21 protein-coding genes are annotated in these 25,393 nt (G+C 52.8%); 8 read left to right on the forward strand and 13 right to left on the reverse strand.

Features of this window, described 5'->3' with window-relative positions; translation table 11 throughout:
- Positions 1-20: 20 nt before the first annotated feature.
- The 3 genes from galS to folE form a co-directional block, all read right to left on the reverse strand.
- Positions 21-1,046, reverse strand: a complete 1,026-nt coding sequence (gene galS, locus ACVXHP_RS08470; protein WP_038641992.1) for an HTH-type transcriptional regulator GalS — start codon at positions 1,044-1,046, stop codon at positions 21-23.
- 144 nt (positions 1,047-1,190) lie between these two features.
- On the reverse strand, positions 1,191-2,348 hold the full coding sequence (gene yeiB / locus ACVXHP_RS08475) for a DUF418 domain-containing protein YeiB (protein WP_304700711.1): 1,158 nt from the start codon (positions 2,346-2,348) through the stop codon (positions 1,191-1,193).
- A gap of 14 nt (positions 2,349-2,362) precedes the next feature.
- Positions 2,363-3,031, reverse strand: a complete 669-nt coding sequence (folE, locus tag ACVXHP_RS08480) for a GTP cyclohydrolase I FolE (RefSeq protein ID WP_003027410.1) — start codon at positions 3,029-3,031, stop codon at positions 2,363-2,365.
- A gap of 319 nt (positions 3,032-3,350) precedes the next feature.
- Between folE and fghA the strand changes: the two genes are divergently transcribed.
- Both fghA and ACVXHP_RS08490 read left to right on the forward strand, forming a co-directional pair.
- Entirely contained in the window at positions 3,351-4,187 is an 837-nt protein-coding gene (fghA, locus tag ACVXHP_RS08485; protein WP_447571275.1) for an S-formylglutathione hydrolase, read from the forward strand.
- Between the two features lie 278 nt (positions 4,188-4,465).
- Positions 4,466-6,451, forward strand: a complete 1,986-nt coding sequence (locus ACVXHP_RS08490) for a ligand-gated channel protein (RefSeq protein WP_200005830.1) — start codon at positions 4,466-4,468, stop codon at positions 6,449-6,451.
- A gap of 72 nt (positions 6,452-6,523) precedes the next feature.
- On the opposite strand, the gene lysP is transcribed toward ACVXHP_RS08490, so the two are convergent.
- Together lysP and yieE are read right to left on the reverse strand one after the other, a co-directional pair.
- Positions 6,524-7,993 (reverse strand): lysine-specific permease, encoded by a 1,470-nt coding sequence (gene lysP, locus ACVXHP_RS08495; protein ID WP_200005828.1) that lies wholly within the window; start codon positions 7,991-7,993, stop codon positions 6,524-6,526.
- Positions 7,994-8,188: 195 nt separating this feature from the next.
- Positions 8,189-9,070, reverse strand: a complete 882-nt coding sequence (gene yieE / locus ACVXHP_RS08500; RefSeq protein ID WP_447571276.1) for a DNA-binding transcriptional regulator YeiE — start codon at positions 9,068-9,070, stop codon at positions 8,189-8,191.
- Positions 9,071-9,314: 244 nt separating this feature from the next.
- Here yieE and ACVXHP_RS08505 point away from each other — a divergent pair, with 244 nt between their 5' ends.
- Together ACVXHP_RS08505 and nfo are read left to right on the forward strand one after the other, a co-directional pair.
- Positions 9,315-10,364, forward strand: coding sequence for a YeiH family protein (locus ACVXHP_RS08505; protein WP_200005825.1), 1,050 nt, complete (start codon positions 9,315-9,317; stop codon positions 10,362-10,364).
- Between the two features lie 65 nt (positions 10,365-10,429).
- Complete coding sequence (gene nfo / locus ACVXHP_RS08510) at positions 10,430-11,287, forward strand: deoxyribonuclease IV (RefSeq protein ID WP_042307296.1); 858 nt, start codon at positions 10,430-10,432, stop codon at positions 11,285-11,287.
- Between the two features lie 32 nt (positions 11,288-11,319).
- Here nfo and hypT read toward each other — a convergent pair whose 3' ends face one another.
- The gene (gene hypT / locus ACVXHP_RS08515) at positions 11,320-12,231 is read right to left on the reverse strand and encodes a hypochlorite stress DNA-binding transcriptional regulator HypT (protein ID WP_447571277.1); all 912 of its coding nucleotides are present in this window, start codon (positions 12,229-12,231) and stop codon (positions 11,320-11,322) included.
- A gap of 353 nt (positions 12,232-12,584) precedes the next feature.
- Between hypT and ACVXHP_RS08520 the strand changes: the two genes are divergently transcribed.
- Both ACVXHP_RS08520 and ACVXHP_RS08525 read left to right on the forward strand, forming a co-directional pair.
- On the forward strand, positions 12,585-13,304 hold the full coding sequence (locus ACVXHP_RS08520) for an aspartate/glutamate racemase family protein (RefSeq protein WP_316129781.1): 720 nt from the start codon (positions 12,585-12,587) through the stop codon (positions 13,302-13,304).
- A 74-nt stretch (positions 13,305-13,378) separates the two neighbouring features.
- Positions 13,379-14,677, forward strand: coding sequence for an anaerobic C4-dicarboxylate transporter (locus ACVXHP_RS08525; protein WP_200005817.1), 1,299 nt, complete (start codon positions 13,379-13,381; stop codon positions 14,675-14,677).
- Positions 14,678-14,743: 66 nt separating this feature from the next.
- Here the strand turns inward: ACVXHP_RS08525 and ACVXHP_RS08530 are convergent, their stop codons facing one another.
- From ACVXHP_RS08530 to fruB, 4 genes are all read right to left on the reverse strand, one after another.
- A complete protein-coding gene (locus ACVXHP_RS08530) occupies positions 14,744-14,980 on the reverse strand; it encodes a YgdI/YgdR family lipoprotein (protein ID WP_200005815.1) in 237 nt (78 codons plus the stop codon).
- 146 nt (positions 14,981-15,126) lie between these two features.
- A complete protein-coding gene (fruA, locus tag ACVXHP_RS08535; protein WP_447571278.1) occupies positions 15,127-16,815 on the reverse strand; it encodes a PTS fructose transporter subunit IIBC in 1,689 nt (562 codons plus the stop codon).
- A gap of 16 nt (positions 16,816-16,831) precedes the next feature.
- The gene (fruK, locus tag ACVXHP_RS08540; RefSeq protein WP_003027446.1) at positions 16,832-17,770 is read right to left on the reverse strand and encodes a 1-phosphofructokinase; all 939 of its coding nucleotides are present in this window, start codon (positions 17,768-17,770) and stop codon (positions 16,832-16,834) included.
- Positions 17,770-18,900 carry a fused PTS fructose transporter subunit IIA/HPr protein gene (gene fruB / locus ACVXHP_RS08545; RefSeq protein WP_447571279.1) on the reverse strand — a complete coding sequence of 377 codons (1,131 nt, stop codon included), beginning with the start codon at positions 18,898-18,900 and terminating at the stop codon, positions 17,770-17,772. The genes fruK and fruB overlap by 1 nt, the downstream gene beginning before the upstream one ends.
- 368 nt (positions 18,901-19,268) lie before the next feature.
- Between fruB and setB the strand changes: the two genes are divergently transcribed.
- Entirely contained in the window at positions 19,269-20,450 is a 1,182-nt protein-coding gene (gene setB, locus ACVXHP_RS08550) for a sugar efflux transporter SetB (protein ID WP_447571280.1), read from the forward strand.
- On the opposite strand, the gene ACVXHP_RS08555 is transcribed toward setB, so the two are convergent.
- Complete coding sequence (locus ACVXHP_RS08555; protein ID WP_005129254.1) at positions 20,447-20,701, reverse strand: YkgJ family cysteine cluster protein; 255 nt, start codon at positions 20,699-20,701, stop codon at positions 20,447-20,449. The two genes, setB and ACVXHP_RS08555, sit on opposite strands and share 4 nt — an antisense overlap.
- A 157-nt stretch (positions 20,702-20,858) precedes the next feature.
- Here ACVXHP_RS08555 and yeiP point away from each other — a divergent pair, with 157 nt between their 5' ends.
- Complete coding sequence (gene yeiP / locus ACVXHP_RS08560) at positions 20,859-21,431, forward strand: elongation factor P-like protein YeiP (protein ID WP_038642029.1); 573 nt, start codon at positions 20,859-20,861, stop codon at positions 21,429-21,431.
- An 840-nt stretch (positions 21,432-22,271) separates the two neighbouring features.
- Here the strand turns inward: yeiP and torD are convergent.
- Together torD and torA are read right to left on the reverse strand one after the other, a co-directional pair.
- Positions 22,272-22,904: a molecular chaperone TorD gene (torD, locus tag ACVXHP_RS08565; RefSeq protein ID WP_447571281.1), complete on the reverse strand. Its 633-nt coding sequence runs from the start codon at positions 22,902-22,904 to the stop codon at positions 22,272-22,274.
- The gene (gene torA, locus ACVXHP_RS08570) at positions 22,894-25,392 is read right to left on the reverse strand and encodes a trimethylamine-N-oxide reductase TorA (protein WP_447571282.1); all 2,499 of its coding nucleotides are present in this window, start codon (positions 25,390-25,392) and stop codon (positions 22,894-22,896) included. Before torA ends, torD begins: the two co-directional genes overlap by 11 nt.
- Position 25,393: the final 1 nt, after the last annotated feature.

A 25,393-nucleotide genomic window follows, 5' to 3' on the forward strand; every position in this document is an offset into this window, starting at 1 on the left:
AGCGGTTACATAGCTCGACTTTATGAGTTAGTGATCGGTGCCGCATTCTGCCGCAATGCCACAGAATGACGACGCACCAGCGTCGGCATAAAGCAATGCGACGCCGCAGGATCTAGCGTGCCCGCCGCGCCTTGCAGCGCAAGCTCCGTCGCCATTTTTGCCATTGAGGCGATGGGATAGCGCACGGTTGTCAGTTGTGGATCGGTGTAACGCGCAATGGGAATATCATCAAAGCCAATGATAGAAAGATGTAATGGGATGGCGATGCCGTTGTCTTTTAACGCAGTCAGTGCGCCAGCTGCCATGTTGTCGTTGTAGGCGAAAACCGCCGTCAGTTGCAAATTGCGCCCCAGCAGCTCCACCATCGCAGACTCTCCGCCCTGCATATCTGGCGAACCGGTACCGATCCAGCTTTCCGCCGCATCAATGCCTTGTTCTTTCAGGGCCGATAACCACCCTTCTTTGCGCATCGCATCATCTTCAATACGGTGGCTTGATGCCAGGTAACCAATGCGTTGATGACCATTATTCAGCAGCATACGGGTCGCCATTTTGGCGCCGCTGATATTATCCAGACAGACGCAACGGTGGGCGTAGCCTGGAACAAGGCGATTGATCAGCACCATGCCGGGGATCTGATCCATAAACTCTGCCAGCTCCCGATCGCTGAGCGCTTTAGAGTGAACGATCAGAGCGTTACAGCGCTGGCGAATCAAAACCTCAATAGCATGACGTTCTTTTTCAGCCTCATGATAACTATTGCCAATCAGGACATATTTCTGATGCTGCTGGGCAACCATATCGACAGCTTTAACCAGCGCGCCAAAAAACGCATCTGACACATCCATCACCACCACACCAATGGTGTCACTTACCTGGGTCGCCAGCGCCTGCGCATTGGCGTTAGGTCGATAGCCTAACTGAGTGACTGCCTTCATCACCGCTTCACGCGTGTCGGGACTCACCAGCGCACTGTTGTTCAGTACGCGGGAAACGGTCGCTACGGATACGCCAGACTGTCGTGCCACATCACGGATGGTTACCATATTCACTGCCCTGTTTTAGATTGCGGTTACCCACAGACACCCCAGGCTGGGTATTTTGTCAGCACAATGAAACGGACTGCGTGAGTGATGTCACAGGAATGAAAGCGCTTACATCCATTTTGTTAATGAATGTGATCCAGATCGTTATCTAGATGTACGAGGTAATGATGTCCCTGAAGCACGCAGGGTTAATTGACGCCATAGCCACTCTACCGGGCCCTGCCGGTAAAAACGCAGCCAAATGACGGAGAAAAGAAGATTAACGGCCCAGACAGGGATGACGAAACAGAGCAGCTCCAGCCGATCGAATTTCATAAACCAGCCGAATTGATAAAACAGCGTGGTGCAAATTAAGGTTTGCAATAGATAGTTGGTTAATGCCATACGTCCCACGCAGGCAATGGCAATCACCCACTTTAGCCGGCTCAGCTGCGGCCAGAAGCCAAACATCAGCGCGGCGTAGCCGATAGTCTGCAACGGCGCGCCCAGCTCGCGGGGGGCTTGTAACAGGAAAGCACACCAGCGGTAGGCCCAGTCCAGATGCCACTGAATGATAATAGCAGGCAGGTTAATCGCCATCCCAACAATGACCAACAGTACGCCGGTACGTCGATAATGCGGCAAACTGTACTGCCCTTTCAGCCAGCCGCTGCGCATTAATGCTGCGCCAAGCAGCATCATCCCTGCCAGTTGCCAGCCGTACTGCGCGCCCAGTGCCAGCAAGCTATTGGACATCATATCCACGCGATTGCTAACCGCTTCCAGACCGCCATTCACTTTCCAGTATTTTTCATACAGCAAGGCTGAGGCATCCGGCGTCCAGGCCCGACTGGTTTCCCCCCCAGAGATAACGCCCAGCAGCAGCAGCACGCCAATCCCCACCAGATAAAGCAGGACGCCGGTGTTAAACAGGCTTTTTACCGAAGGGGCATCGCGAATCAACCGCCAGCAAATCAGACCAATTAAGCCATACGCCAACAGGATATCGCCGTCCCAGAAGAGTAAACCGTGAATAAACCCCAACAGCACCAGCAGCGTAAGCCGTGACTGGATCCAGCGTTTGCCGCGCGGGAGCAGCATTTGCAGCCCTGCCCCAAACAGCAATGCAAACAACGTGAGAAACTTGACCTGGGCGAGGAGGTCAAGCACCGCCCAGCTCCAGGCGTCGGATAAGGTGATATTGCCATACCAGGCGGGATTGAGGTATGCCGCCTTTGGCAGGCCAAAGGCGTTAATATTGAGAAGCAGGATGCCAAGAATGGCGACGCCACGAATAAAATCCAGCGTGACATTACGCTCCATGGCCCCTGCCCTAATCAGTTGTGATGACGTACTGCGCGCAGGAATTCCTGACGCGTGTTCTGGCTGGACTTAAACAATCCGCCCAGAGAAGTGGTGGTGGTCGCGCTGGTCGCATCGCGAATGCCGCGCGCTTTCACGCAGTAATGCACCGCATCAATCGACACCGCGACATTATTCGTCCCAAGCAGCGTTTGCAGCGCGGTGAGAATTTGCTGGGTCAGACGCTCCTGCACCTGCGGACGCTGCGCAAAGAACTGCACAATACGATTGATTTTCGACAGCCCAATGACCGAATCTTTCGGGATATACGCCACCGTCGCTTTACCATCGATAGTGACAAAGTGATGCTCGCAGGTGCTGGTCAGCGTGATATCGCGGACCGTGACCATCTCGTCCACCTTCATTTTGTTTTCAATGACGGTGATTTTCGGGAAGTTGGCGTAATCGAGGCCGGAGAAAATCTCATCGACATACATTTTCGCAATGCGATGCGGAGTTTCCATCAAACTGTCATCGCTCAAATCGAGATTGAGCAATTGCATAATCTCGGTCATATGGCCTGAGATAAGACGTTTGCGCGTTTCGTTATCCATCTCTTGCACGGGCGGGCGTAGTGGTGTTTCGAGACCACGCGCGACCAGCGCTTCATGAACCAAAGCCGCTTCTTTACTGAGTGATGACATTTCTTTTTCTCCTGCAGGTGTGGCGCCTCTGCCCTGCATGGGGCAAAGTTTTTAGGCTGTGTCAGCCAGAACATTGTGCGTGAGGCGGCGCACATAATCCAGTATTCACCGCGATAATTATTGAAATTGGCACAGCCTTTCAGCGTACCAAATTCACGTAGCGTTCAGCCCGACGTTCTGGAGTGTTAATGTAAAGTTATATAGATGATGGAGTATGTTTGCCCAATGCGGAAGTGAAAGTTACTCACAGTGCAATGAATAATCTGTATTATGGTGAATTCGCAAACATATTCAGGTTCAACACAACAAGGAGCCACGCATGGAAATGCTTGAAGAGCACCGCTGTTTTGAAGGCTGGCAGCAACGCTGGCGTCACGACTCCGCTACGTTAAATTGCGCTATGACCTTCAGTATATTTCTTCCCCCTCCTCGTGAGAATACCCCGCCTCCGGTGCTGTACTGGTTGTCGGGCCTGACCTGCAATGACGAAAACTTTACCACCAAAGCGGGCGCGCAACGTGTCGCGGCTGAGTTGGGTATTGTGCTGGTGATGCCGGATACCAGTCCGCGTGGCGATCACGTTGCCAACGATGATGGCTACGATTTAGGCCAGGGGGCTGGATTTTACCTCAATGCCACCCAGCAGCCGTGGGCAACCCATTTTCGCATGTATGACTATCTGCGCGATGAGCTTCCGGCCCTGATCCAGTCGCAGTTTAACGTCAGCGACCGTTGCGCCATCAGCGGACATTCCATGGGTGGCCACGGGGCGTTGATTATGGCGCTGAAAAATCCGGGGAAATACACCAGCATCTCCGCCTTTGCCCCCATCGTTAATCCTTGCCGCGTACCGTGGGGCGAGAAAGCTTTTAGCGCTTATCTGGGTGAAGATAAATCGCAGTGGGCCGAGTGGGATAGCTGCGCGTTAATGTTGGCCAGCAGGCCCGAAGATGCGATTCCGACGCTTATCGATCAAGGAGACAACGATCAGTTTCTTGCCGATCAGCTACAGCCCGCGGTACTGGCCGAAACGGCACGTCAGACCGCATGGCCAATGACGTTACGCATCCAGCCGGGTTACGATCACAGCTATTACTTTATTGCGTCGTTTATTGAGGATCACCTGCGTTTCCATGCGCAATATTTACTCAAGTAACCCCTGAGTGAGGGCGAAAGCCCTCTTCATTTCGCCCTCCTTCCTTCACTTTTTCTCCATATTTCTTTTTCACTTATCTTATTGATTTAAAAATAGTTCCCACCCAACCAACATTAAACACAAATGATTTCTATTATCATTTGCGTTTACAAAAATTCTCACTTTTGTACAATCCCACCGCTTCTTTACTGAAAAGAGTCCTTAAAAGACAAATACATACAATTGTCATGGCCTTTCACATGACGCGCAGTTTGATTCATTTAAATGGAATGATACAAATGACTATACCTCACGTTAAGGCTGTAGCTGCCGCAGTATGCGTCGCCAGTCTCCCATCACTCGGCCATGCCGCTGAACAGGACACCGTCGTCGTCACCGCTACCGGCTTCGAGCAGAAAATTCAGGATGCCCCCGCGTCGATATCTGTTATTACCAAGCAACAGATTGAAGACAAAGCCTATCGCGATGTCACCGATGCGCTAAAAGATGTCCCTGGCGTCGTCGTCACCGGTGGCGGTAGCAGCAGCGATATCAGTATTCGCGGTATGGCTTCGCAATACACGCTGTTCCTGGTCAACGGCAAACGCATCAGCACACGCGGTACACGACCTAACAGCGATAACTCAGGTATTGAACAAGGCTGGTTACCGCCGCTGGAATCCATCGAGCGCATCGAAGTTATCCGTGGCCCAATGTCATCGCTTTACGGCTCCGATGCGATGGGTGGCGTTATCAACGTCATCACCAAAAAAGTGTCGAATACCAAAGCCTGGACCGGCTCCTTGCATGGCGATGCCACTTTCCAGGAAGACAGAGATTCCGGTGATATTTACCAGACCAATGCCTATGCGTCCGGGCCGCTGATTGACGGATTACTCGGTGCGAAAGTGACCGGATTATTCTCTCATCGTGCCGAAGATGAAATCCTCAATGGCTACAATGAACAGCGTATGCGTAACGGGGGTTTAACCCTGAACTTCACGCCGGATGATAAAAACGACATCGACTTCGATTACGCTCGTGAACTGCAGGATCGTGACAGTACGCCGGGCAAATCCAAGGCTGAAGAAATCTGCCGCAATGGAAGCTGTAAGCCCAACAGTAAAAGCGAAAGCAAGTATGTGCACACCACATATTCACTCACCCATAGCGGCTATTACGACGACTTCAACTCCACCAGCTATATCCAGCAGGAAGAGACCGACAACCCTGGTCGTCAGATGAAGTCCTACAACACCATCTTTAACAATCAGAACCAGATTTTCCTCGGGGCGCACACCCTGACAGTGGGTGGACAGTACCGTTATGAGAAACTGCGCGATAACGGCAACCAGTTGCAAGCTGCTGATGGCCTGAACAAACTGACCCGCTGGAGCTGGGCGCTGTTTGCGGAAGACGAATGGGCTATTACCGATACCTTCGCGCTGACCGGCGGTCTGCGCATGGATAAAGATGAAAACTACGGCGACAACTGGACACCGCGCGGTTACGGCGTCTGGCATCTGAGCGATCAGTGGACCTTAAAAGGTGGCGTATCCGCGGGGTATCGCGCTCCGGATCTGCGTCAGTCTTCTGCCAGTTGGGGACAGGTTACCGGCGGCGGCCGTCTGAACGGAATCATTGTCGGCAACCCGGATCTGAAGCCAGAGAAAAGCTTGAGCGAAGAGATCGGTTTACTGTGGGATAATGGCAACGACCTCAACGCGGGCGTGACGCTGTTCAATACCGACTTCAAAAACAAAATTACCGAGGTGCGTCGCTGTAACAGCAGTTCCGATCCGGCCTGCACCATCGGTGGCACCCATTATGATTTCGTCAGCGATCGCGTTAACGTCGATAAAGCCAATATGCGCGGCGTGGAATCCACCTTCGGCTGGAAAATCACCTCCGACGTCAACTGGACAGCGAACTACACCTACACGGAATCTGAACAGAAGAGCGGTCAGTTCTCCGGTCAGCCATTAAACAAAATGCCAAAGCATATGTTTAACACCACCCTGGACTGGCAGGCTACGCAGGATCTCGGTTTCTGGAGCCGTCTGAATCTGCGCGGGAAAACGTCTGAGTACCTGAGCCGTACCTCCATGGCACAGGGTACGCCATCCTATACCCAAGTCGATGTCGGTTTACGTTACTATGCTACCAAAGATCTGTTGATGACCGCTGGCGTGTATAACGTGCTGGATAAGCAAATCGATTATGATACCTACGATACCGTTCTCGATGGTCGTCGTTACACGGTTGGTCTGACTTACAGCTTCTAAGTCTGGCGCAATAAAAAACCCCGGCACTCATCATGCCGGGGTTTTGTTTTTTCTGCCGTATCGGGTTAAGAATTATTTCTTCACGCGTTCCGGGAATTTCATTTCGCTGTAGCGTACGAAATGGGTGCCTTTCGTCAGCTTGTAGCCAAACCAGATAATCAGGAACAGCGGGATACCGATATAGGTTGCCATCACGCCACCCCAGTCAATGCTGTCCTTCAGGAACGCTTCGTAGTTCTGACCCAGAGTGATGATCAGGCACAGCACGAAGGCAAAGATCGGACCCAGTGGGAAGAAGCCAGAACGGTATGGCAGATCCTTCACATCATGCCCCTGCATTACATAGCCACGACGGAAACGATAATGGCTGATAGCAATCCCCAGCCAGGCGATAAAGCCCGTCATCCCGGAGGTATTCAGCAGCCACAGGTACACGGTCTGGTTGCCAAACATTGAGGTCAGGAAGCACAGCCCCGCCACCACCGTAGTTGCATACAGTGCATTACGCGGCACACCACCACGAGACAGTTTGGCGAAAATACGCGGCGCTTTACCGTCGCAGGCCAGGGTGTAAAGCATACGCGTGGAAGCGTACATCCCGGAGTTACCCGCAGACAGTACCGCTGTCAGGATAACCGCGTTCATTACCGCCGCCGCAGACAGCAGACCCGCGTGCTGGAATACCAGCGTGAACGGACTAACGCTGATGTCTTTTACATCGTTGCGCAGCAGGCTTGGATCGGTGTACGGAATGATCAGACTGATAATCAAAATCGCGAACACATAGAACAGCAGGATTCGCCAGAACACCTGACGCACCGCGCGTGGAATATTCTTCTCAGGATCTTCCGATTCCCCTGCGGCGATACCGATAAGCTCAGTCCCCTGGAAGGAGAAGCCGACAATCATCGCCACGCCAATCATTGCGGCAAAACCACCGGCAAACGGCGCGTCACCGGTCGTCCAGTTGCTCCAGCCCACCGGCTGAGCGCCTTTGAAGATACCGAAAATCATCATCACGCCAACTACGATGAAGATAATCACGGTGGTCACTTTGATCAGTGAGAACCAGTACTCCGCTTCGCCAAACCCGCGCACGGAAATGTAGTTCAGCAAGAAGATAACGCCGAGGAACAGCGCACTCCAGATCCAGCCTGGCGTGTCCGGGAACCACCAGCTCATCACCAGTTGTGCGGCCACCAGGTCAACGGCAATTGTCACCGCCCAGTTGTACCAGTAGTTCCAGCCCAGCGCGAAGCCGAAGCCTTCTTCTACATAGTTTTGACCGTAGGTGGAGAAAGAACCGGAAACCGGCATATAGGCAGCCAGTTCACCGAGACTGGTCATCAGGAAGTACACCATCAGACCAATCAAAATATAAGAGAACAACGCGCCGCCAGGACCCGCTGCAGAAATAGTTGCACCAGATGCAACGAAAAGACCTGTACCGATGGAGCCTCCGATGGCAATCATCGTCAGGTGACGCGCCTTCAATTCACGACGTAGCGTGGGCGCTTCTGTGGTTTTAGTTTCGGAAACCATGTGAAAATGCTATCCATCCAAAAAATGAGGCGCGATTGTAGCAGACGAAACGGCTTTCTTCCGGCACAAATGCGCTGTTATAAGAGACCTTCATGACTGGCCGCGGATTATAAGTAAAGCAGAAAATGGACGGAGCATGGCGGTAAAGACGAAACCGCCATTATGCATAGAAGTGATATTACGCCAGAGAGTACCTTATTCGCTCTGCGCAACCTGGTCGCTGTAATGTAAAAAGCGCGTAATGGCGTTAGAGAGATGTTTTTGCCGATGATGAACGCGCCAGAGCGTGCGAACTAAACGCGGCAGCGGCACGGGAACTTCACTCAGCGTTCCCGCCTGTAACTGTTCTGCAATGACCCGGCGCGACAAGCAGCTGATACCGAGCCCATGGCGTACCGCATGCTTAATGGCCTCGGAGTTACCCAACTCCATCGCCATCTGGAACCTCGGCAGATGCGATAACAACAGATAATCGACCAGTTCACGCGTACCGGAACCTCGCTCACGTAAGATCCATGGCGAAGCAGCCAGTTGATCCAGCGTCACGGGGCCTTTTGTTAGCGGCGAAGACGGGGCGGCAAACACCACCAGCTCGTCCTCCAGCCACGGTTGAGAGATAATTTCCGTGCTGTGGCACGGCCCTTCGATCAGCCCAATATCTACGCGAAAATCCAGAACAGCGTTGATCACATCCTGGCTGTTACCCACGCTTAACTCCAGCGGTAAATCCGGGAAATCATGGCGATAACGGGCGATCATGGCGGGCAAAATATAGTTGCCAATGGTGCTGCTGGCATAGACGCGAATCGCGCCATTATCCTCACGAAAAAGCTGTTCGATTTCTATCGTTTGCTCAAGTAACGCCAACGCGCGCGGGTAGAGCAAACGCCCGTGCTCATTGACCACCAACCGCTTGCCAACGCGGTCAAACAGCTGTACGCCAAGCTGCCCTTCCAGATCGGTAAGCGCCGCACTCACCGCCGACTGCGACAATGCCAGCATGACAGATGCCTGGGTTGTCGAGCCGCTTTTCAGTACCTCAGCAAACACTTCAAGTTGTCGCAGGGTGATATGCATAGTCGTTTTCCACCGGATATCCGTTACTTATACCCTAAATAATTCGAGTTGCAGGAAGGCGGCAAGAGAGAGCATCCCCGGGAGCGTACTTAAGTACGTGACTGGGGTGAACGAGGGCAGCCAACGCACATGCAACTTGAAGTATGACGGGTATACCACTTATATAGATTAATTATAAATATATAATCAATTTTATTTTTAAACCACATCGCCGTACTCTTTTACCCAGATAAAGGAGAAGGATATGACAGAACTCACCTTACAGACTCATCGTCGTACAGCGTGGCATTTTATTCCGGGGCTTGCCCTGAGTGCAGTTATCACCGGGGCCGCCTTATGGGGGGGATCCATTCCCGCCGTCGCTGGTGCCGGGTTCAGCGCCCTCACCTTAGCCATCTTGTTTGGGATGGTTATCGGCAACACCGTGTATCCACAAATCTGGAAAAGCTGCGATGGCGGCGTGCTGTTTGCCAAACAACATTTATTACGCCTGGGGATTATCCTCTACGGTTTCCGCCTCACCTTCGCGCAAATTGCTGACGTCGGCGTCAGCGGTATCGTAATCGACATATTAACGCTCAGCAGCACCTTTATGATTGCCTGCTTCCTTGGGCAGAAAGTGTTTGGTCTGGACCGTCACACCAGTTGGCTGATTGGCGCGGGGAGCAGCATTTGTGGTGCCGCCGCCGTGCTGGCAACTGAACCAGTGGTGAAAGCGGAAGCCAGTAAAGTGACGGTTGCCGTCGCCACCGTGGTCATCTTCGGTACCATCGCAATCTTCCTGTATCCAGCGATGTATCCGCTGTTGGCGCACTGGTTTAGTCCAGAAACCTACGGCATTTACATTGGCTCCACCATGCACGAGGTTGCGCAGGTTGTTGCCGCCGGACACGCCATTAACCCGGATGCTGAAAACGCCGCGGTGATTGCCAAAATGCTGCGCGTCATGATGCTGGCTCCGTTCCTCATCCTGCTGGCCGCGCGAGTAAAACAGCTGTCTCCGGCAACCGGTGGTGAAAAGAGCAAAATCACCATTCCATGGTTTGCCATCCTGTTCATTGTGGTGGCGATTTTTAACTCTTTCCATCTGCTGCCGCAGTCGGTAGTGAATATGTTGGTAACGCTGGACACCATTCTGCTGGCGATGGCGATGGCCGCCCTGGGGCTGACCACTCACGTTAGCGCCCTGAAAAAAGCCGGTGCCAAACCGTTACTGATGGCTCTGCTGCTGTTTGTCTGGCTGATTGTGGGTGGTGGTGCGATTAACGTCGCTATCCACGCGCTGATGGCATAAACGATCACGACTCACCTCCCTTAACCCGCTATACTCTCCCCTTTTGAGTATGGCGGGTTTAATTTATGAAATATATTGGAGCGCACGTAAGCGCCGCTGGCGGTCTGGCTAACGCCGCTATTCGAGCCGCAGAAATCGAAGCGACCGCATTCGCCCTGTTCACCAAGAATCAACGCCAGTGGCGCGCCGCGCCGCTAACCACTGAAATCATTGATGATTTCAAGTCCGCTTGCGAGAAGTATCACTATACTTCCGCCCAGATCCTGCCCCACGACAGCTATCTGATTAACCTCGGTCACCCGGTCAGCGAGGCGCTGGAAAAATCACGTGATGCGTTTATCGATGAAATGCAGCGCTGTGAACTGCTCGGTTTATCTCTGCTCAACTTTCACCCGGGTAGCCATTTGATGCAGATCCCGGAAGATGAATGTCTGGCGCGCATTGCTGAATCTATCAACATCGCCCTCGCTCAGACCCAGGGGGTTACGGCAGTTATCGAAAATACCGCAGGACAGGGCAGCAATCTCGGATTTAAGTTTGAGCACCTTGCCGCCATTATTGATGGTGTTGAAGATAAATCCCGTGTTGGCGTCTGTATTGATACCTGCCACGCTTTCGCTGCCGGTTACGATTTGCGTTCCGTCGAGGAATGCGAAAAGACGTTTGCGGAATTTGAACGTATTGTCGGTTTCAACTATTTACGCGGTATGCACCTGAACGACGCCAAGAGCACCTTTGGCAGTCGCGTCGACCGCCACCACAGTTTAGGTGAAGGGAATATTGGCCACGACGCTTTCCGTTGGATCATGCAGGATAGTCGTTTTGACGGCATTCCGCTGGTGCTGGAAACGATTAATCCGGATATCTGGGCAGAAGAGATTGCCTGGCTGAAAGCCCAGCAAACAGAACAAGCGGTGGCGTAATTATGCCTGCGCGCCAGGCTAACTGGCGCGCCTCAGGTAAGTGAAACCAGGTCCTCTGGCATATGGTTGTACAAAATACGCCAGAAATGTTCAGCCGTTTTATTCAATCGGGTATCCATCCGGTAAATGTAAGCCTGAATAGGCACCATCAGTTCTGGTGTATCCAGGCGAACCAGACGCTTATCACGCAGCTCGTTGACGATCGACCACGCGGGTAGCCAGGCGATACCATGCCCATCCAGCGCCATGTTTTTCAACAACTCACTCATCGAAGACATAAACAGCGTACGTGCTGAAATGCCGCCTACTTCCGCTAACTGACGGTTTACCAATCTTCCCATGTACGATGTGCTGGTGTAGTTCAAAATCGGCGCCTGTGGCTGATAGATATCAAACAACGCTTTCCCCTGTCCATCGGTAGCACAGACGGGATATAGCTCAGACTCAAAAACCTTCAAGCCACAGAAAGGCGATTGCATTAAATCTTCATCACGAAACGAGATAATAAAATCACTTTTCCCCTCGCGCAGGGTATTCACCGCTTGCACCACATCAATCGCCTCGACGTGATAAACAAATTCTTCCCCCCAGGCCGCCATTGAGTGCACTAATCGGGGCAACATGGTCAGCGACAAAGAATGCGCTGCCGCGATTTTTATATTGGGTACCCCAAGCAGATTGTGACCGCTTAGTTCGTCCAGATTACATTCCAGCTGTTGTAGCAGGCTACGCGTTTGCGAATGGAATAACTTGCCCTCTTCCGTCAATTGCAGCGGCGTCGTCGTGCGATCAAACAGTTGCACCCCCACGGCTGATTCGAGCGCTTTGATCCTCCGGCTAAATGCCGGCTGAGATATATTGCGCTCCTCCGCAGCCTGGGAAAAATGACGGCATGCCTCCAGCGTCAGGAAATCATATAACCATTTTGTCTCAATATTTTTCATGCCTGTCACGCGGATGTTTAAATATGTTGATGAGCCTAAAAGCATCATGCCTAAAGAATTCCAGAGATGATACAGACGATTAGCCCACGATGATTCGTTTTTTGCATCAAACCTTCGTTTTTGACATTAGCATGTCTGCGCGACCATTCAGACGCAACCCTACTCTGCTTGCAGATCTTCAGGCTTCGCACGCCATCCTAACCCTACAGAATGGCGACAAAAACTACAGCTATGCAGTTTTTGCATTAAGACAAACATTATTGCATTTCTCCTCACGACGCTCTGCTGTTAAACATTAGGGCAAGACAAAACACAGCCTGAATATTATTTAACGGTGAAATGAGGTATATATCGTGAAAGGTTTAATTGGCGTGCTTGGTGGTATGGGACCTGCTGCAACCGTCGATCTATTTAATAAATTCGTCACATTTACCGCTGCGCAACGCGATCAGGAACATATCCCATTAATTATTTCATCCATTCCTGATATACCCGACCGAACTGACGCCTTGATGCGTCATGGTAATTCTCCCCTTCCGGCCATGCGCGATTATATGCATAAACTCGAAGATGCTGGCGCGGAGTGTATTGTCATCCCATGTAATACCGCCCATTTTTGGTTTAACGAGTTAAAAGAATCCTGTCATACGGAGTTGCTTAGTATTGTGGAGACAACCCTGAGTGAGGTTAGAAACTGCGGAAAATCGCGCATCGGACTGCTTGCCACCAACGCCACGTTGTACATGGGGCTGTACCAAAAAGGGATAGAATCTTTGGGGTTAACCTGCGTCAGCCCTGATTCCTCCAGCCAGGAAAAAGTAATGGAAAGTATTTATTGCCTGAAAGCTGGCGATATTAAGCAAGCACAAACATTAATGCATGAACAGGCTGAAGCACTTTTCTCACGCGGCGCGGAAGTCATCGTTCTGGGATGTACTGAAGTTCCGGTTATCCTTGCTGAAGCCGTCAAAAAATCACCAGCGAAATATATTGATTCAACCGGTTCATTGGTTCGTGCCGGTATCAAGTGGTATGAAAAACGCGTTGGGAAAAGCCACCTTCTGGCGCAATAAAAACAACCACCATTTAATTATCATATTAAATAAAAGCCATTTCTATAGCTAATTATTATCTGGCGGAGGCCATTATGCTTTGGTTGGAAATTATCGTAGTATTGGGCGCAATATTTTTCGGTATCCGCCTCGGCGGAATTGGTATCGGTTTATGCGGTGGACTGGGGCTGGCTATTTTAACCCTGGGATTTGGTCTAAAAATTGGCTCGCCGCCTGTGGACGTCATTCTTATTATTATGACGGTGGTTGTGGCGGCCTCAGCACTACAGGCAGCCGGAGGCATGGATTATCTGGTACGTATTGCCGGTAATTTTATGCGGCGTAATCCTAAATACATCAATGTCATTGCACCAATTATCACCTGGTCGATGACCATAATGGCGGGAACAGGTTTCATTGTCTTTTCCACCCTGCCGGTGATTGCCGAAGTGGCGAAAGAGTCGGGCATCCGCCCTTCTCGTACGCTCGCAGGCTCCGTCGTGGCATCTCAGGTTGCAATATCCGGCTCGCCGATCAGCGCCGCAATGGCCGCGATGCTGACCATCATGGAAGGCAACGGCATCAGCTTTATCCAGGTTATGGCGGTATGTCTCCCCGCCTCGTTCGTTGCCGCAATGGTTGGGGCCTTCATCGCCTCGCGCCAGGGATGTGAGCTGCAGGACGATGAGGTCTATCTGGAACGCTTGCAGAAAGGTCTGGTGCGCAAATACGAAGGGCAAAACAGTACCACGCCGGGTGCTAAACTTTCAGTCGCCCTGTTTATGCTGGCAACGGTGGTCATCGTTATTCTTGCCGCATTCCCGCAGCTACGCCCCGGATTTGATGTTGGTAGCCCAATGAATACGCGAGATATCATTATTATCTGCATGCTGGCTGCCGCTTGCCTAATGGTGGTGCTGTGCAAAACATCTACAGATGCCATTGTCCTGACGTCCACTTTTCGAGCCGGGATGAGTTCTCTGGCAGTCATTCTCGGCATTGTTACGCTGGGAACCACATTCATTGACGCGCACTTAGCGGAGATTAAGGACATCGCGGGGAATATTCTGCAGGCCTACCCGATGCTGTTGGCTCTGGTATTGTTTGGCACCTGCGCGCTGCTCTATTCGCAGGGAGCCACCACACCGCTGATTATTCCGCTTGCCGTCGCGCTTGGCGTTCCCACCTGGGCAATCCTGGCTTCCTATGTGGCTGTGACCGGCGTGTTTGTTCTACCAACGTACCCGACTTCACTGGCGGCGATGGAGTTCGACACCACCGGGACAACGCGCGTAGGTAAGTATGTCTTAAACCACCCGTTTATGTTGCCGGGACTGGGTGGGATCATCGCGGGCGTTGCGTTTGGCTTTATCATCGCCCCAATGATTGCCTGAACCGTCTTATTCAGGGGCGCGACAGAGATATCGCCCCTGAATGATTCTCTACTCGCCTGCCCCAGCTCACCACATCAATACCGTCTTACCTTTATCTATTTGCTTCACATCGCTGCTTTTAATCACGCGGTGATAGCCATAGGCGTCAGCATATTTTGTCAGCCCCGTCCCGGAGTCTTGCTCAGGCTTGCCTTGTGTCTCTATTGTTGTACCTGACGTTGTTGTCATGACCCAGGTTGTTGAACACCCCGTAAGCAGCAGCGTTGCGAGAGACAGAGCAGCAAAAATGTGTGCTTTTTTCATATTCGATTTCCGTGACCAGTTTGATTTAAAGGCACTTTATCGAATTTGGTTAAGGCAGGATGGATTATTGTGGCGATGCTGCAACGGTAAAGATTAATGCATTAAAAAAGGGCAGAGAAATCTCTGCCCCGGCTTTCAGCGCTTAATCAGGCCGCCTTTGCCACAACCTCTGCTTCCGGGCGCTTCAGCACCGCGTAGGAGAGACCGGCTACCAGCGTACCGGCAATAATGGCCAGCAGGTAGCCAACCACCGGCGTAATTGCGCCAGGGATCAACAGCACGAACAGACCGCCGTGCGGCGCCATCAGCTTAGCTCCTACTGCCATGGAGAGAGCACCGGTAATCGCGCCGCCAACGATACAGCAAGGCAGAACGCGCATCGGGTCACGCGCGGCAAATGGGATTGCCCCTTCGGTGATAAAGCACAGACCCAGCACCAGCGCAGCTTTACCGCCCTCTTGCTGTGCTTTGTCGAACTTACGACGCGCAACCAGCGTTGCCAGACCCAGCGCCAACGGAGGTACCATTCCCGCAGCCATAATGGCAGCCATCGGCGCATAAGTTTGCGTACTCAGCAGACCTACGCCGAAAGCATACGCCGCTTTGTTAACCGGGCCGCCCATATCGGTACACATCATGCCGCCAAGAATCGCACCGAGCAGTACCGCATTCGCCGTACCCATGGTTTGCAGCCAGTGGGTCAGACCTTCCAGAATGCCCGCTACCGGTTTACCAATCAGGTAGATCATGGCCAGACCCACCACCAGGCTTGAGAGCAGTGGAATGATCAGGATTGGTTTTAGCGCTTCCATACTCTGCGGGAGTTTCAGCCTGGTGCTGATGAGCTTCGCCACATAACCAGCAAGGAAACCGGCAATAATCCCGCCAATAAAGCCAGAACCAGTGCTCACTGCCAGCATACCGCCGATAAGACCCGGCGTCAGACCCGGACGGTCAGCGATGGAAAACGCGATATAACCCGCCAGCACCGGCACCATCAGCGCAAAGGCTGAACCGCCGCCAATCTGCATCAGCGCTGCCGCCAGCGTACCCTGCTCTTTAAACGCTTCAATACCAAAGGCGAATGAAAGTGCAATACACAGACCGCCAGCGACCACCATCGGCAGCATGTAGGACACGCCCGTCAGCAGGTGGCGATACGCGCCAGCGCTCTCTTTCTTCCCTTCGGTTGCCGCAGACTGCGCCTGACCGGTTGGCTGATACGGCACGGCTTCTTCCAGCGCTTTGTCCAGCTCCTGTTTGGTTTTCTTCAGCGCCAGGCCAGTAGACGTGCGGTACATTGGTTTTCCGGCAAACTTTGCCAGATCAACTTCAATGTCAGCCGCCACAATCACCAGATCCGCCTGAGCCACCTCTTCCGGCGTAATGGCATTGCCAGCCCCTACCGAGCCACGGGTTTCAACCTTCACCCACCAGCCACGTTTTTTCGCTTCTGTTTCAATAGCTTCAGCAGCCATAAACGTATGGGCAACGCCGGTCGGACACGCCGTCACCGCCACCACGCGTTTAGGACCACTGCTGGCCACAGGCGCTGTCGCAACCGGAGCGTTGTAAGGTTTTGCATGACCTTTCGCTTCGCTGAGGAAAAGTTCAGGATGCGCAACCGCACGGCCGATATCGCCGAGCCAGACTTTTTTGCCGTTCAGCGAACTGTCAGCAGGAAGTGTGTCGCCCAGAATAATCGCCAGTTCTGCATCATTCGGATTATCAATAATTTCCAGATGCGCTTTTTGCGCCGCCGCTCCAAGCAGGGTTTTCGCCATGTAAGCGCGAGCCTGGCCGAGATTAGCGTCAATAATCAGCAGCGTTTTCATTATGCCTCTCCTGCTGTCAGTTAAACGGTTTTAAGTCGACACGCGCCATCATTGCGGCCAACTGAGGACGATCGGTAATGCCCACGTTACTTTGGCTTACCGCCAGGGCGGCAACAGCCGTCGCCAGACGCAGGGTATGTTCGCTGGACTCACGCATCAGCAGGCCATAAATCAGACCGCCAACCATCGAATCACCCGCGCCAACGGTGCTGACCACCTCAACTGACGGCGGTTTAGCAATCCACTCACCCGAAGCGTTGACCCACAGCGCACCTTCCGCACCGAGCGAAATCACCACATGAGCAATGCCCTGCTCGCGCAGCGCATGCGCCGCATCAATCACATCTTTCATTTCAGGCAGTTTACGACCCGCCCAGATTTCCAGTTCACGACGGTTTGGCTTCACCAGCCACGGCGCCGCCTTCAGACCTGCCACCAACGCTTCACGGCTACTATCAAAGATAATGCACGGACACTGACTGCGCAGGCGCGTCATCCAGTCGGTGAAAGCTTCCGGACTGACGCCGGTCGGCAAACTACCGCTAACGCACACCATGTCGAACTGGCCCAGCCAGCTCAGCGAATCGTTCACAAAGCGTTCCCAGTCAGCCGGGGTAACTTCAAAGCCAGAGAAATTGAAGTCGGATACTTCACCGTCTTTTTCGGTCAGCTTGACGTTGATACGGGTACGCCCTTGTACGACCTGAAAACGGTTGGCAATGCCCAGTTCGCTGAACAATTGCTGAAAACCATCCTGGTTGTCTTTACCCAGGAAACCGCCCACCGTGACATCGATACCTAAATCTTTCAGAACTTTAGCGACGTTAATCCCTTTCCCTGCCGCATGCAGGCCGGTGGTTTTCACCAGGTTCACTTCGCCGCGTTCAATTTCCGGGCAGAAACCCACCAGGTCGTAGGCCGGGTTAAGGGTGATAGTAGCAACACGTCTGCTCATTACGCGCCCTCCCCAAGACCTGCCGCGATGGCTTCACCAATCGCTTTCAGCGCTTGTTCAGCATCCTCGCCCTGAGCGGTAAAGCGCAGGTGATGTCCTTTTTTCACGCCCAATGCCACTACTTTCATCAGACTGCGTCCATTTGCCGGTTTGCCGGTTCCATCAAGATTTGTCACGGTAATTTCACTGTTAAATTGTTTAATCGTATTTACCAGCATGGTGCCCGGGCGGGCGTGTAAACCATGCTCATTGCGCACAATAAATTCAGCGCTCAGTACATCATCAGTCAAGGCGTCATCGCTGGTCAGCAACGCCAGCACCGTTGCCGCATCGGCCTTCAACAAACGGTCAGCTTTATTGTTCAGCAGCAGATCGCCAAGGCGCTTCAGCACTGCAACCGGTTGTTCATCATTCATGGCGACGGTTACCAGCAGGGCTGCCGCTTCCCCTTGCACATCGAACACTGTTGCAGCGCGGCTGACCGCAACGGCGCTACGCACGTTGCCTTCAGCACAGTCATTCAGCCAGATACCCTGACCGAGATTCATCGGCTGCTCATTGATTGCTCTGGCGACAAAGGCGGCGTCAACCGCGCCGACCTCTTTCAGCCGCGCCGCATTGAGCGCCTGCAGCGTCACCAGCGAGCTGGCAACGACGTCCAGCGACAGCGTTTCGTTATCAAGCTTTAATTGTTCGCTCTGCTTTTCACCCATCAGCAACGCGCGCAGCTCTTCCGCCGTAGTCGCTGATTTCAGCTGTTCAGCAACAGAGTCATCGCTCAACACATGCGTCAGCTGACGCAGTAAACCGAGGTGCTCATCAGAGCTGGCGGCAATACCAATCGCCACATACGCGACCTGCCCTTCGCCCCAGGTCACGCCCTGCGGGAACTGAAACACTTGCACACCGGTTTTCAGCACCCGATCGCGCGTGTCCGTCGTACCGTGAGGAATAGCAATACCGTTGCCAAGAAACGTGGACGTTTGTTGTTCACGCGCCAGCATGCCATCGACGTAGCCTTCCGCAACGTTACCCGCCTGCACTAAGGCCGCGGCAACCTGGCGAATAGCCTCTTCTTTATTCCCGGCCTGTTCGCCCGGGTGAATATCCTGAACAGATAACTGGAACATGGTTCTCCTCTCCCGCTGAATTGAAACGATTCAGCTAACATGAGAAAAAAGGCGTCACCTGACTCCACCAGTTATGGCAAGATGACGCTGAAACGTTTCAAGAAGTCTTGATCTTTTTTCTTCAGCACACAAGTAAAGTTGACAAATTACTTGCTGAATTTAGAGATAACGCACATTTTCTCCCGGGGAGAGATAAAATTGCTGACGCAAAAACGGCGTCAGCGTGTCAGATTCAGCAACATCAGCAAACCGCATTCTTTGACTGAAATGCTATTTTGATTTTTGATGCCGATTTTGATTTGGCTACCTGTTTATTTTCTGGCAAGCAGCGTAAACTCCGCGTCTCTTCACATCATTGATATCAAAACATGCATAACACCCCCGTAGCCGCCACACCTAAGGCGTTCGATTTAACGTCTGCGGCGTTCCTGCTTGTCGCATTTCTGACGGGTATCGCCGGCGCTTTGCAGACACCAACGCTGAGTCTTTTTCTGACCGATGAAGTCCATGCCCGTCCCGGTATGGTCGGGTTCTTTTTCACCGGCAGCGCCGTAATCGGTATCCTGGTGAGTCAGTTTCTGGCCGGGCGATCGGATAAAAAAGGCGATCGTAAAAACCTGATTGTCTTCTGTTGTGTCCTGGGCATGCTGGCCTGCGTGCTGTTTGCCTGGAACCGTAACTATTTTATTTTGCTGTTTGTCGGCGTCTTCCTCAGCAGCTTTGGTTCAACCGCCAACCCGCAAATGTTTGCTCTCGCCCGCGAGCATGCCGACCGTACTGGTCGGGAAGCGGTCATGTTCAGCTCAATTTTACGTGCGCAGGTATCACTGGCCTGGGTAATTGGCCCGCCGCTGGCCTACGCACTGGCAATGGGATTTAGCTTCACGGTGATGTACCTCAGCGCGGCGGTTGCTTTTATTGTCTGCGGCGCAATGGTTTGGTTGTTCTTACCGTCGATGAGTAAAAATGTGCCTCTCGCCACTGGCGTGGTGGAGGCTCCACGACGTAATCGTCGCGACACGCTGCTCCTTTTTGTTATCTGCACATTAATGTGGGGGACCAATAGCCTCTATATCATTAATATGCCGCTGTTTATTATCAATGAACTGCATCTGCCGGAAAAACTGGCGGGTGTCATGATGGGCACCGCTGCCGGGCTGGAAATCCCGACCATGTTGATTGCCGGATACTTTGCTAAACGTCTGGGCAAGCGTCTGTTGATGCGAATTGCCGTCGTCGCCGGCTTTTTCTTTTATGCCGGTATGCTGTTGGCCCACTCTCCGACGGTATTGCTAGGTTTACAGCTGCTGAACGCGATTTATATCGGCATCCTGGGCGGGATTGGCATGCTCTATTTCCAGGATTTGATGCCAGGACAGGCAGGTTCAGCCACGACCCTGTATACGAATACCATTCGCGTAGGCTGGATTATTGCCGGATCGTTGGCGGGTATTGCCGCTGAAATCTGGAATTATCACGCAGTGTTCTGGTTTGCGCTGGTGATGATCGTCGCCACCGTCGTGTGCCTGGCGCGCATCAAAGACGTTTAAGGCGCGGTAAGTGCTTCAAGCTCAATAAGATACAGCATGGCCTGGTGCGTCGTCTTCCCACACATTTCCGCACTGGGCTGCAAACCGGCGCATACTTTTGGTCGCAGCGGCGAAGCAAAAATTTTACAGCGCAGGGATTCATCCAACTGAACGCATGGCGTATTAGCGGGCTTGCCATCAGGCATACCAGGGATAGGACTGGAGATTGAAGGCGCGGTGCAGCATGCACCACAATCCGGACGGCATTCCATACAGTATTCTCTTTATCGTAAACCATCGGATTGGGCGAGAAGCGCACAGTAACACCTTTTTTGCACCAGCAAAAGCATCAATTCCACTTGCCTGAATGCCCCGGCGCGAGTAGTTTGACGCGATATTTTAGACACTCCTCACTACAGGATTTTTTCGATGCCAAGAGCGAACGAAATTAAAAAAGGTATGGTACTGAATTACAACGGCAAGCTGCTGATTGTAAAAGATATTGATATTCAATCACCAACCGCACGTGGCGCCGCCACGCTGTACAAAATGCGTTTTTCTGATGTCCGTACTGGCCTGAAAGTTGAAGAGCGTTTCAAGGGCGATGATATCGTTGATACTGTCACCCTGAGCCGTCGTGGTGTTGACTTTTCCTACGTCGATGGCAACGAATATGTCTTTATGGATAAAGAAGACTATACCCCGTATACCTTCACCAAAGACCAGATTGAAGAAGAACTGCTGTTCATGCCGGAAGGCGGAATGCCGGACATGCAGGTTCTGACCTGGGACGGCCAGTTGCTGGCGCTCGAACTGCCGCAAACGGTAGACCTGGAGATTGTTGAAACAGCGCCGGGTATTAAAGGGGCTTCAGCAAGTGCGCGTAACAAACCTGCGACCCTGACTACCGGTCTGGTGATCCTGGTTCCTGAGTATCTGAGTGCGGGCGAAAAAATCCGTATTCATATCGAAGAACGTCGCTATATGGGCCGTGCAGACTAATTTTCTGCTCCCCGGGTGTAAGCCTGATCAGTAAAGCACGTATGGTGAACATGTAATTCTTGCTCAGGGTTCCGTTCACCTCCGTGGTGTCATTTCTCTGAAGCACTGATGCCCGTGAACGTGCAAGGGAGGCTCATCGCCACCTCCCTTGCATCCCAGGCACCCGGCGGGAAAATCGTCGCGATGCGATTATTCGCCCCATTCCTGGGGCTCACCCCTTCGGGGCCAGCGCAAGCGCTGTTCAAAATTGCTCCCGGCAATTTTGTCATTCGGCTTATGCCGTCTACCTGTCGGGTCGGAGCCGAGCCTGCGTCCATGCAGGCCGTCCCCTCTGCCCGCATCCCTGCGGGCAGTCCCGGTCAGCCGTCAACGCCTCATCGATTTTCAGCCGGACCGGAGTCATCGCTTCAACGCTCTGACTTCCAGTTAAATCTGTTTTGCTGTTCAGACCAAAAACGCAGATGGTGAGGTGTGGGCTGGTCCGGCTGAAAATTGCCGACGTGTTTCCGTAAGGCCGGGAGAACCCGCAGGGATGCGGGTTCAGGGCGCGCTTTGCAGGGACGCTACCTCGCGCCCGGCTCGGTAGCCTGGAGGAATAAGCGGAGGGAACCACGAAGTGGCAATTTTCCCGCCGGGAGCCGGGATTGTAAAGGGCGTGGCGGAGAACGCCCTTTACACGTTCACGGGTATAGGTGCTTCAGAGAAACGATGAACATGAGGTGAACGGAACGCTTTCTCCGAGATAGCATGTTCTTTACCTCCGCCAGCCCAGGTTGATACTTTCTGAAACTGAGGCGCTGACTGACTGGCATTACAGCGCAGACTATCCCTTTGTCATTTTCAGCGCTGGCTGCTGAGATAAAAATCATCCATTAACAGCGATTCCAGATACTGTTCATCCTCGCGCATAAAACTCACTATCAGGTTAACCGCCTGCGGGTAAAACCCCTGTTCATCTCGCGCCAGGCAGGCATCGCGTAGCAATGGCGCCCAACACATCATATGGTGATGCAAAAAGTAATACTGCGCAGATACCGCCTCCTCTTTAGCAACCATCTTCGCCATCAATGCCAGTTGAATGGCGATATGATCGGATGGCTCATTTTCCCGCGCGGCCAGACCTTGTTCGATCAGCAGCACATTCATTTGCTGACGTTCTGCTGACGCGGTCGTATGCGGATAGTGCCCTGCATAGGGAGAAACTCCGCCAGGCGGCGCCAGCAGAAACAGCGAGGCAAAATCCGCGGCCAGCTCCAGCTGTCGCGAATCACGGCGCAAAACCCGGGTCAGGCTAAGCTCAAATTGCTTAACCTTGCCAGACAGCCCAGGAACCGCCGCCAGTGAGATAATCCACGCCCGATTCTCGCCGCTTTCAAGGCTGGCAAGTTGCTTTTCGTCCAGCTCACGGAATAACAATTGCGAGAACCACTGGTACATGTCCGCCCGCTGTTGGTGTATTTGGTTATGCTGCACTTCCCCCCTCCTCTTTTACTGTCTCCGGGCCACCGAATGCCGTTACTTGTGGAGCTTTTTGCTGATAACGTTCGACCTCCACCAGCACGGTATGCGCTGAAGGGCCTTGCGCCAGCTGTGAAGTACCAATATCGGCACTCAGGACATTCGGGTCGCCATAGGTGCATAACGTCCCGGCTTTTCCACCTTCCTGCGGGGAATACCACGCCCCTTCATGAATGCGGATCACGCCCGGGGTGAAATCCGGGCTAATCACCACCCCAGCCAGCACCTGACCGCGGTCGTTGAAGACGCGTGCAATATCACCTGCTTTCAGACCACGGGCGGCGGCATCCTGCGCGCTGATATAAAGCGGTTCTCTTCCGGCAACCGCATAGGTGTTGCGAAACGCCTCGCTTGAGCACAGCTGAGAGTGCAGACGTTTATCCGGATGACAGGATTGCAGATGCAGCGGGTATTTATTTTTTTTAGCGGAATGGTTACGTTCAAACGGTTCCATCCATACCGGATGACCTGGACAATCCTCGTAGGCAAAGCCGGCAATGGTTTTACTGTAGATTTCAATCAGACCTGACGGTGTTCCCAGAGGATTAAGGTCTGGCTGGTCGCGAAACTCACCGTGACGCACCCACGGCTGTCCGGCCGGATATTCAATATATCCTTCGCCCTGCCAGAACGTCGTAAAGTCCGGTAAGGAGACACCGAGCGACGCGCCCATCTTCACGCCTTCATCGTAAAGCGCCTGTATCCACTGCATTTCATCACGGTTTTCGCGGTACACCGCCTCTTTGTCAAAGCGTTTACATAATCCAGCAAAAACGTCAAAATCATGCCGGGCTTCATATTGCGGTTTAACAATCTGATGCAGGGCCATCAGCCCTTTGTTCGAATGCGTACCAAACTGTTCAATATCGTTGCGTTCAAAGCGGGTGGTAACGGGCAGGACGATATCGGCAAATCGACACGATGCGGTCCATTGATGATCCAATACCACCACGGTTTCCAGCTTCTTCCACGCCTCAATCATGCGATTACGATCCTGCTGCGCGTGGAATGGATTCGCCGCGCTGTAGATCGCCATTTTGATATCAGGCCAGGTTAACGTTTCGCCGTTAAAGGCAACCTTTTTGCCCGGCTCAAGCAGGCAGTCAACGATGCGTGAGGTGGGGATATGCTCCGATGCGCCGCGAAAATCCGCTTTATACTTCGCCGGTGGTGGATTCGCGATCCCTCCCAGCCCGGAGAGTACAGGTCCGGCGGATGTCACCGTACCACCGCCGTTGTAATGCCAGCCAAATCCTACGCCGCCGCCCGGTAAGCCAATTTGCCCAACCATGCTGGCCAGCACCACCAGCATCCAGGGATACTGTTCGCCATGATGCATGCGTTGTACGCACCAGCCGCCCATAAATTGGGTCCGGCCTTTGACCAGCAGGCGCGCGAAGTCACGGATCTGATCCGCCGTCAGGCCACAGATTTCCGCTGCCCATTCGGCATTTTTCGGCTGTTTATCACTCTCTCCAAGCAGATACGGCAAAAACTGCTCAAAACCGACGGTGTAATCGTTAATAAACGCCGTGTCATACCGTTTTTCTTCATACAGAGTATGGGCGAGTGCCAACATTAGCGCGACATCGGTTTGTGGCCGAAGCGCCAGTTGTTCGCAGCCAAGATAGTTTTGCGATTTGCTACGCACTGGATCGACGCTGATAACGCGCATTTTACCCTGCGCAACCGCCTCTTTAATCTGTTGCCAGTAGCCAAACGCATCGTGATCGGGGACCAGGAACTCGATCTGCAAGTTTTTGATCGGATCGCACCCCCACAGCACGATGGTATTGCTGTTCTGGATAACCAACGGCAGTGATGTTTGTTGCTCATAAACTTCCAGCGAACCAATCACATGCGGCAAGATAACCTGCGCCGCGGCCGCAGAGTAGTCGCCGACGGTCGTCACATAGCTACCATGCAGGCCAAGCCCTCTGTCCATCGCCCCGCCCGCTTTATGGTATTTCCCCACCATTTGCCAGTCGGCCAGCCCGGTAAATACCCCCGATGAGCCGTAGGTTTTTTGTACCCGTTCCAGCTCTTCGTAAAACAGATCCAGCGCCTGATCCCAGCTAACCCGTACAAAACGATTATCTCCACGCTGGCTGCGATCCGATTTCTCGCGTTTACGTAACCAGTCCAGACGAACCATTGGATAACGCACTCGCGATGGGTTATAGACCACTTCACGCACCGCGTTCAGCATATCGCAAGGGTATTTGTCATGTTTGAAAGGCCGGGTTTCTGTCCACTCGCCGTTGACCACTTTGGCTTCAAAAGCGCCAAAATGCGAGCCGGATTGGATCCACTGTTCGGGGTTTTCTCCCGCCGCCCATACTTTTGAGATCAGCGGATTCGGCGCCAGCGTACTGGCTGCGCCCACCGCCAGCATACCGGTCAGAAAACGGCGGCGAGACGGGTTAAAGTCATGAATATCCATA

Source organism: Citrobacter freundii complex sp. 2025EL-00176 (assembly GCF_053309355.1).

What these genes read in the sequence shown, in the direction of transcription:
- lysP (WP_200005828.1), bottom strand. Translation starts at nt 7,993, where the DNA reads ATGGTTTCCGAAACTAAAACCACAGAAGCGCCCACGCTACGTCGTGAA.
- setB (WP_447571280.1), top strand. Translation starts at nt 19,269, where the DNA reads ATGCATAACACCCCCGTAGCCGCCACACCTAAGGCGTTCGATTTAACG.
- yeiB (WP_304700711.1), bottom strand. Translation starts at nt 2,348, where the DNA reads ATGGAGCGTAATGTCACGCTGGATTTTATTCGTGGCGTCGCCATTCTT.
- torA (WP_447571282.1), bottom strand. Translation starts at nt 25,392, where the DNA reads ATGGATATTCATGACTTTAACCCGTCTCGCCGCCGTTTTCTGACCGGT.
- fruA (WP_447571278.1), bottom strand. Translation starts at nt 16,815, where the DNA reads ATGAAAACGCTGCTGATTATTGACGCTAATCTCGGCCAGGCTCGCGCT.
- ACVXHP_RS08525 (WP_200005817.1), top strand. Translation starts at nt 13,379, where the DNA reads ATGCTTTGGTTGGAAATTATCGTAGTATTGGGCGCAATATTTTTCGGT.
- fghA (WP_447571275.1), top strand. Translation starts at nt 3,351, where the DNA reads ATGGAAATGCTTGAAGAGCACCGCTGTTTTGAAGGCTGGCAGCAACGC.
- yeiP (WP_038642029.1), top strand. Translation starts at nt 20,859, where the DNA reads ATGCCAAGAGCGAACGAAATTAAAAAAGGTATGGTACTGAATTACAAC.
- ACVXHP_RS08490 (WP_200005830.1), top strand. Translation starts at nt 4,466, where the DNA reads ATGACTATACCTCACGTTAAGGCTGTAGCTGCCGCAGTATGCGTCGCC.
- nfo (WP_042307296.1), top strand. Translation starts at nt 10,430, where the DNA reads ATGAAATATATTGGAGCGCACGTAAGCGCCGCTGGCGGTCTGGCTAAC.
- ACVXHP_RS08555 (WP_005129254.1), bottom strand. Translation starts at nt 20,701, where the DNA reads ATGGAATGCCGTCCGGATTGTGGTGCATGCTGCACCGCGCCTTCAATC.
- folE (WP_003027410.1), bottom strand. Translation starts at nt 3,031, where the DNA reads ATGTCATCACTCAGTAAAGAAGCGGCTTTGGTTCATGAAGCGCTGGTC.
- galS (WP_038641992.1), bottom strand. Translation starts at nt 1,046, where the DNA reads ATGGTAACCATCCGTGATGTGGCACGACAGTCTGGCGTATCCGTAGCG.
- ACVXHP_RS08530 (WP_200005815.1), bottom strand. Translation starts at nt 14,980, where the DNA reads ATGAAAAAAGCACACATTTTTGCTGCTCTGTCTCTCGCAACGCTGCTG.
- fruB (WP_447571279.1), bottom strand. Translation starts at nt 18,900, where the DNA reads ATGTTCCAGTTATCTGTTCAGGATATTCACCCGGGCGAACAGGCCGGG.
- yieE (WP_447571276.1), bottom strand. Translation starts at nt 9,070, where the DNA reads ATGCATATCACCCTGCGACAACTTGAAGTGTTTGCTGAGGTACTGAAA.
- hypT (WP_447571277.1), bottom strand. Translation starts at nt 12,231, where the DNA reads ATGAAAAATATTGAGACAAAATGGTTATATGATTTCCTGACGCTGGAG.
- fruK (WP_003027446.1), bottom strand. Translation starts at nt 17,770, where the DNA reads ATGAGCAGACGTGTTGCTACTATCACCCTTAACCCGGCCTACGACCTG.
- ACVXHP_RS08505 (WP_200005825.1), top strand. Translation starts at nt 9,315, where the DNA reads ATGACAGAACTCACCTTACAGACTCATCGTCGTACAGCGTGGCATTTT.